Source organism: Mesorhizobium sp. M7A.F.Ca.AU.002.02.1.1 (assembly GCF_003998535.1).
Lineage (GTDB): Bacteria > Pseudomonadota > Alphaproteobacteria > Rhizobiales > Rhizobiaceae > Mesorhizobium > Mesorhizobium ciceri.
Genome location: NZ_RZPB01000306.1, coordinates 1 through 6,734 on the forward strand (window position 1 = coordinate 1; position 6,734 = coordinate 6,734).

At 63.6% G+C, this 6,734-nt stretch carries 6 protein-coding genes and 1 pseudogene; 5 read left to right on the forward strand and 2 right to left on the reverse strand.

Features of this window, described 5'->3' with window-relative positions:
• From odhB to EN879_RS19080, 5 genes and pseudogenes are all read left to right on the forward strand, one after another.
• Positions 1 to 790 (forward strand): 2-oxoglutarate dehydrogenase complex dihydrolipoyllysine-residue succinyltransferase (gene odhB, locus EN879_RS19055; protein ID WP_127274176.1); only part of this gene is annotated, 790 nt, incomplete at its 5' end.
• Positions 791 to 849: 59 nt separating this feature from the next.
• A complete protein-coding gene (locus tag EN879_RS19060; RefSeq protein ID WP_063169538.1) occupies positions 850 to 1,368 on the forward strand; it encodes a hypothetical protein in 519 nt (172 codons plus the stop codon).
• Complete coding sequence (locus EN879_RS19065) at positions 1,365 to 2,120, forward strand: SDR family oxidoreductase (protein WP_013528853.1); 756 nt, start codon at positions 1,365 to 1,367, stop codon at positions 2,118 to 2,120. Before EN879_RS19060 ends, EN879_RS19065 begins: the two co-directional genes overlap by 4 nt.
• 76 nt (positions 2,121 to 2,196) lie before the next feature.
• Positions 2,197 to 3,612, forward strand: a pseudogene (lpdA, locus tag EN879_RS19070) (dihydrolipoyl dehydrogenase); the annotation flags it as partial.
• Positions 3,613 to 4,467: 855 nt separating this feature from the next.
• Positions 4,468 to 4,947, forward strand: a complete 480-nt coding sequence (locus EN879_RS19080) for a DUF2867 domain-containing protein (RefSeq protein WP_063170405.1) — start codon at positions 4,468 to 4,470, stop codon at positions 4,945 to 4,947.
• Between the two features lie 10 nt (positions 4,948 to 4,957).
• Here EN879_RS19080 and EN879_RS19085 read toward each other — a convergent pair whose 3' ends face one another.
• Positions 4,958 to 6,028, reverse strand: a complete 1,071-nt coding sequence (locus tag EN879_RS19085) for a TraB/GumN family protein (protein ID WP_063169536.1) — start codon at positions 6,026 to 6,028, stop codon at positions 4,958 to 4,960.
• A gap of 230 nt (positions 6,029 to 6,258) precedes the next feature.
• The coding region (locus EN879_RS19090) for a tyrosine-type recombinase/integrase (protein WP_164774465.1) at positions 6,259 to 6,734 on the reverse strand (476 nt) is incomplete at its 5' end.

A 6,734-nucleotide genomic window follows, 5' to 3' on the forward strand; every position in this document is an offset into this window, starting at 1 on the left:
CTCCAAGGGCGCGCCGTCGCAGCCGGCCGAGACACCGAAAGCAGCACCGGCACCGGTTGCCGTGCGGGCGCCGTCCGCGGGCGACGATGCATCGCGCGAGGAGCGCGTGCGCATGACCAAATTGCGCCAGACCATCGCGCGCCGCCTCAAGGAAGCGCAGTCGACCGCAGCCATGCTGACCACCTTCAACGAGGTCGACATGTCAGCGGTGATGGCGCTGCGCACCAAGTACAAGGACGTGTTCGAGAAGAAGCACGGCGTGAAGCTCGGCTTCATGGGCTTCTTCACCAAAGCCGTCACCCACGCCCTGAAGGAAATCCCCTCGGTCAATGCCGAGATCGACGGCACCGACATCATCTTCAAGAACTATGCCCATATCGGCGTCGCCGTGGGCACCGAAAAGGGCCTTGTCGTGCCGGTGGTGCGCGATGCCGACCAGATGTCGATCGCCGAGATCGAGAAGGACATCGGCCGGCTGGGCATCGCCGCGCGCGACGGCAAGCTGTCGGTCGCCGACATGCAGGGCGGCACGTTTACGATTTCCAACGGTGGCGTCTACGGGTCGCTGATGTCGACGCCGATCCTAAACGCGCCGCAGTCGGGCATTCTGGGCATGCACAAGATCCAGGACCGGCCGGTCGTAGTGGGCGGCCAGATCGTGATCCGGCCGATGATGTACCTGGCGCTCAGCTACGATCACCGCATCGTCGACGGCAAGGAAGCGGTGACCTTCCTGGTCCGCGTCAAGGAAAGCCTGGAGGATCCGGAACGGCTGGTGCTTGATCTCTGAGGTCTGGTGCTGATCCGGCTGTTGGAATGTGTGCCGGAGGAAGGGATCTGCGCGGCAGAATGACGACCCGTTCCCTTAGCCTTTCCAAGGTGCTTTCGATCGCATCGATCGCGGCCGGCATGGTGCTGGCCGCTGCCGGCGCTCACGCCGCCTGTCCGATCGAGCTCGCTGTCTATGGCGATACACAGAGCGGCAGCGAGATCGACTTCACGCCGACCGGCACCTCGGCGACCGTCACCAACACCTTCCGCATGATTCTCGACAATGATGTGGTGCTCAACGGCATCGTCATGTGGAATGAAGGCGTATCGCGGCCGAACGGTGCGCTGATGCACAAATGCCCCGAGGGCGACGTCACCGGCGAGGAGCTTGCCGCCTGCACGCCCTGGCACGGCGTCATCTACACGGCGGATGAAAAGGGCAACATCGGACTGCTGCCGGCTGAAGGCGTCGAAGCGCCGAAGACGCTGATCCTGCCGGACCTCGGGTCGGCGTTGCGCCAATCCAGCGCCTATGGCGGCAGCGGATTTTCGAAAGTGCCGTGGGATGTGTTTGCCTTGAAGGGATGCCAGGAATGAGCGGGACGCAAAAGGTGCTGCTGGTCACCGGCGGCAGCCGCGGCATCGGCGCCGCGATCTGCCGGCTCGGATCGAAGGCCGGCTACCGGGTCGCGGTCAACTACGCTTCGAACCAGGAGGCCGCCAAGGCGCTGGTCGCCGAGATCGAGGCCGCCGGCGGCGAGGCTTTCGCGGTCAAGGGCGATGTCGGCAAGGAGTCCGATATCGTGGCCATGTTCGAGGCCGTCGACCGCGCCTATGGACGGCTCGATGCCTTCGTCAACAATGCCGGCATCGTCGACGTCAAGGCGCGCGTCGACGAGATGGATGTTTCGCGGCTGGAGCGCATGATGCGCATCAATGTCGTCGGCTCGTTCCTCTGCGCCCGCGAGGCGGTGAAGCGCATGTCGACCCGTCATGGCGGGTCGGGCGGATCCATCGTCAACATCTCGTCGGCCGCGGCGACATTGGGCTCGCCGGGCGAATATGTCGATTATGCCGCCTCCAAGGGCGCCATCGACACCTTCACCGTCGGGCTCGCCCGTGAGGTGGCGCTAGAAGGCATCCGCGTCAATGCGGTGCGGCCGGGCATCATCGACACGGACATCCACGCCTCCGGCGGGCAGCCGGACCGGGTGGAGCGGTTCCGCGATCTGCTGCCGATGAAAAGAGCCGGTACAGTGGATGAAGTCGCGGGCGCGGTTCTCTATCTTCTCTCCGACGCCGCGTCCTATACGACGGGCGCGATCCTGAATGTAAGCGGCGGCCGCTGAGCGCTCTCAAGCAGATCGAGCATGATGTTATCCGAAAACCGCGTCACACTTTTCGGCATCATGCTCAAAACAGAAGGACAGTATCATGGCTTATGACGTCGTTATCATCGGATCGGGACCCGGCGGCTATGTCTGCGCCATCAAGGCGGCGCAGCTCGGGCTCAGGGTTGCGGTGGTCGAGAAGAACGCGACCTTCGGCGGCACCTGCCTGAACATCGGCTGCATCCCGTCCAAGGCGCTGCTCCATGCCTCCGAGATGTTCGCCGAGGCCGGCCACTCCTTCGACACGCTCGGCGTCGAGACATCGGCGCCGAAATTGAACCTGAAGAAGATGATGGCGCACAAGGATGCGACGGTGTCGTCGAACGTCAACGGCGTCGCCTTCCTGTTCAAGAAGAACAAGATCGATAGTTTCCGCGGCACCGGCAAGGTGCTCGCCGCCGGTAAAGTGTCGGTCACCTCCGAGGACGGCAAGGTCGAGGAGATCGAGACGAAGAACATCGTCATCGCCACCGGCTCGGATGTCGCCGGCATTCCCGGCGTCAAGGTCGACATCGACGAGAAGGTGATCGTGTCGTCGACCGGCGCGCTGTCGCTGGATAAGGTTCCCGGCCATCTGGTGGTGGTCGGCGGCGGTGTCATCGGGCTCGAGCTCGGCTCGGTGTGGGCGCGGCTCGGCGCCAAGGTCACCGTGGTCGAATTCCTCGACACCATCCTGGGCGGCATGGACGGCGAGGTCTCCAAGCAATTCCAGCGGTTGCTGGGCAAACAGGGCTTCGAGTTCAAGCTCGGCGCCAAGGTCACCGGCGTCGCCAAGGCCAAGAAGGGTGCGACCATCACCTTCGAGCCGGTCAAGGGCGGCGCCGCCGAGACCATCGAGGCCGATGCCGTGCTGATCGCCACCGGCCGCCGCGCCTATGCCGACAGCCTCGGGCTCGGGGAAGCCGGCGTCGAGGTCGACGAGCGCGGCCGGGTCAAGACCGATGGCCATCTCAAGACCAATATCCCGGGCATCTATGCCATCGGCGATGTCATCGCCGGGCCGATGCTGGCGCACAAGGCCGAGGATGAGGGCGTGGCGGTAGCGGAAACCATTGCCGGTCAGGCCGGCCACGTGAACTATGACGTCATTCCGAGCGTCGTCTACACCAGCCCGGAAATCGCCTCGGTCGGCAAGACCGAGGAAGAATTGAAGAAGGCCGGCATCGACTACAAGATCGGAAAGTTCCCGTTCAGCGCCAATGGCCGGGCGCGCGCCATGCTGCACACGGACGGTTTTGTGAAGATCCTCGCCGACAAGCAAAGCGACCGCGTGCTCGGCGTCCATATCGTCGGCTTCGGCGCCGGCGAGATGATCCACGAGGCGGCGGTGCTGATGGAGTTCGGCGGTTCGTCGGAGGATCTCGCCCGCACCTGCCATGCGCACCCGACGATGTCGGAGGCGATCAAGGAGGCGGCGCTGGCGACGTTCTTCAAGCCGATCCACATCTAAGGCCCTTTCATAAACTCTACTCCGGCGGCCATCTGGCGAGGTTTTCTCCGCTTTCACAGCGCCGCGCGTCCCTCCTGGACGCTCAAAGGATGCTGTGACCCTTTTTGATTGGCGCATGATCCTCTCCGAAAAAATCGGACTGATCTTCGGGGTCATGCGCTGCTCACGGACCCAATGTCCGCTGCGCTCCGGTTCTCGAAAACCACACCAGCTGACTCACCGGAGCGAGTTTCTGGAAAGGCCTTTCTGGCGGCCCCTACAAAACAAAACGGCCCGCTTTTCAGCGGGCCGTTCGTAACTGATATCGAGCCAATCACTGGGCCGGTGCAGGTGCCGGCGCAGGGGCTGGTGCCGGCGCAGGAGCCGGTGCGGGCGCGGGTGCCGGGGCAGGCGCCGGTTCTGCAGGTGCCGGAGCAGGCGCGGGCGCAGGTTCAGCCGGCTTCATCGGTTCCGCCGGTGCAGGCGCTGGGGCCGGTGTGCTGGCCGCCGGCGGCTCGGCGGGTGCCGGGTGCTCACCACTTCTTCCGAAAACATAATACGCGACAACCGCCAGAATAACGACGACCAGTGCAATCAGCCAACCGCTACCACCGCCGCCGCCACTTGGCCTTGGTGCGTTGGTGGACGAATTGAACGGGTCGTTTGGATTCGGTGTGTTCGCCATAAAAGTGTCCTCCGTGGATGAAAAATATCAATCAACACCATACAACGCGCAATCATTGAACTGGTTTCACGCTAGGGTTGGAAAACGCCAAAAACAAGGACAATCCTGCCCTTCCGCAGCCGGAGTGGCGTCGTTTCGCCACGCAGCGCGCCAAGTTTGCGTCTGTTAAGGTCGAATCAGAGGGTTTTGCCGTGACGAATCCGTCAGCTCAGCTTGTCCCGAATCACTGCGATGCTCTCGCCAGAGCCCAGTTCGCAGACCGCTATGTGCTGGTCACTGAAGGCCTTTCCTTAACCGCATTCGGCGCGGCCGAACGCGCTCTGGGGCGAACGCCGCCCTGGGTCGGCAGGCTCATGGCGCTGCGCAATCTTGCCGTCAGGCCGTTCCGGCTGAAGACGGGCTTGGAAACTGCGGTGTTGCCGTCGGGCCGGATCGGGATATTTCCGCTCATCAGCCAGTTTCCCGGCAAGGTTGTGCTTGGCCTCGACGACCGACATCTCGATTTCCGTGTTCTGGTCGAAGTCAGGGATCTTGGCAGCGGCCGGCAAGAGGTGGCCGCGACGACGATCGTCAAGACGCACAATTGGCTCGGGCGCGCCTATCTCGCGATCATCATGCCGTTTCACCGGATGGTCGTCCCGGCGATGCTGGCCCAGATCCTGGCGAAGTAAGCTGAAGTCACTAAAGTCCGACAGGCGTGACGGTGTAACCGGCCTTGCGGAAATCCTCGACCAGGCCTTCGGGGCCGGGAAGGTGGAGGGCGCCGACCGCCATGAAGACGTTGCCCCTGGCAAGGATCGGTTCGGCATGCTCGACCATCACCTTGTTGCGGCTGGTGATCATGGTTTCCTCGAACGCCGCATAGCCCGCGGGGTCGTCCGTGCCCTCCGGCATGGCCACGCGAAACAGCGGCCAGAACATTCCGGTGTCGCCGCGCTGGTAGAGCACGATCATGGTTTCGTTGATGTCGTTGATCTTATCGCCGAGCTTCAGCGTGTCGACGAGGCCCTTCATGTGAAACGCCAGCGGCAGCGAGGCCATGGCGCGCAGCTGGCTTTCAGCCGTCTCCAATCCTTCCACCGGCTTGCCGGAAGCCTTCGCACCTTGCGCCAGTCTGACATCGAGCACCGGGGCGCCGCCTGACTGGCGGGCCAGCTCGCAGGCCGGCAGTGCCATCATGGCCGAGAGCATCCACGGCTTCATCTTGGCAACCGTTGCCGGAGGAATGCCGCGTGCGTCGAGCGCGGCGTTCATGGCCGCCGCATCGTCGGGCGACAGCAGCGACGCCAGCGTCGTCGAATCAGTGAACATCATCAGGTCCGGCTCTTTGAGCATCGCGACCATCATCTTCTGCTTGTCGAGCACGTCCGTGGTTTCGATGATGATGGTGCCGGCGGCGTCATAGGCTTTCTGCGCTTCGGGAGGCAGCGTGGTGACGCGCGGGTCGGTCATATGCATGGTGCCGAACAGGAAGGACGGCTTCTCGCCGGGCTTTTCCAGCTTCCATAACAGGCCCTTGCCGTTCGGCGTCGCGGCGGCTTCCGCTTCGATCTTGCGGTAGCTCGCCGGATCGTTCTTCTGCAGGGCCGACAGCATGTCGGCACCGGTGCAGGTCGGGACTTCGGCATGCGCCTTGCCGGCCGCGAACAGCAGCACGGCGAGGAACGACAGGAAGAACAGAACATTGAGCGCGACGAGCAGCTTCAGCGACACGGAAGCAGCACGGTCGGCGATGGCTATGACGCGTTTCATGAGCCTCTTCTAGGACTGAAAAGCGGCAAAACGGTTAACCTGTGCTGAGAAATTGTCTTGGACTGGCTATCGCGCTCAACTGACGTCGATGGGGCTCATGCTTCAACGATTAGCGGAAACGCCCATTTCTTCGTCATCCCAGGGTCTCCGCGACGGAGCTTCGCTCCTGCTTCGCCCAGGGATGACGACGTTGGGGAGGCTTTCGGCCAAATGGTGAACGTTACTGGCGTTCACGCCCTGGGATGCGCCTGCTCATAAATCTCGAGCAGCCTCGCGGTGTCGACGCCGGTGTAGATTTGCGTCGTCGACAGGCTGGCGTGGCCGAGCAGTTCCTGGATGGTGCGCAAATCACCGCCGCGGCCGAGCAGATGCGTGGCGAAGGAATGGCGCAGTGCATGCGGCGTCGCGGTATCGGGCAGGTTGAGCGCCGAGCGCAGCTTGGCCATGTCGCGCTGGACGATGGCCGGGTTGAGCGGGCCGCCGCGGGCGCCGCGAAACAACAGGCCCTTGGGGTCGAGATGGTAGGGGCAGAGCCGGCGATATTCGGCGATTGCCCTGAGCGCCACCGGCAGCACCGGCACCAGGCGCGTCTTGCCGCCCTTGCCGGCAACGCGCAGCACCGTGTCGGCCGCCGACGCCAGATCGGCGCCGGTCAGGCCGAGCGCCTCGGAAATGCGCAGGCCAGAGCCGTAGAGCAGCGTCAGCA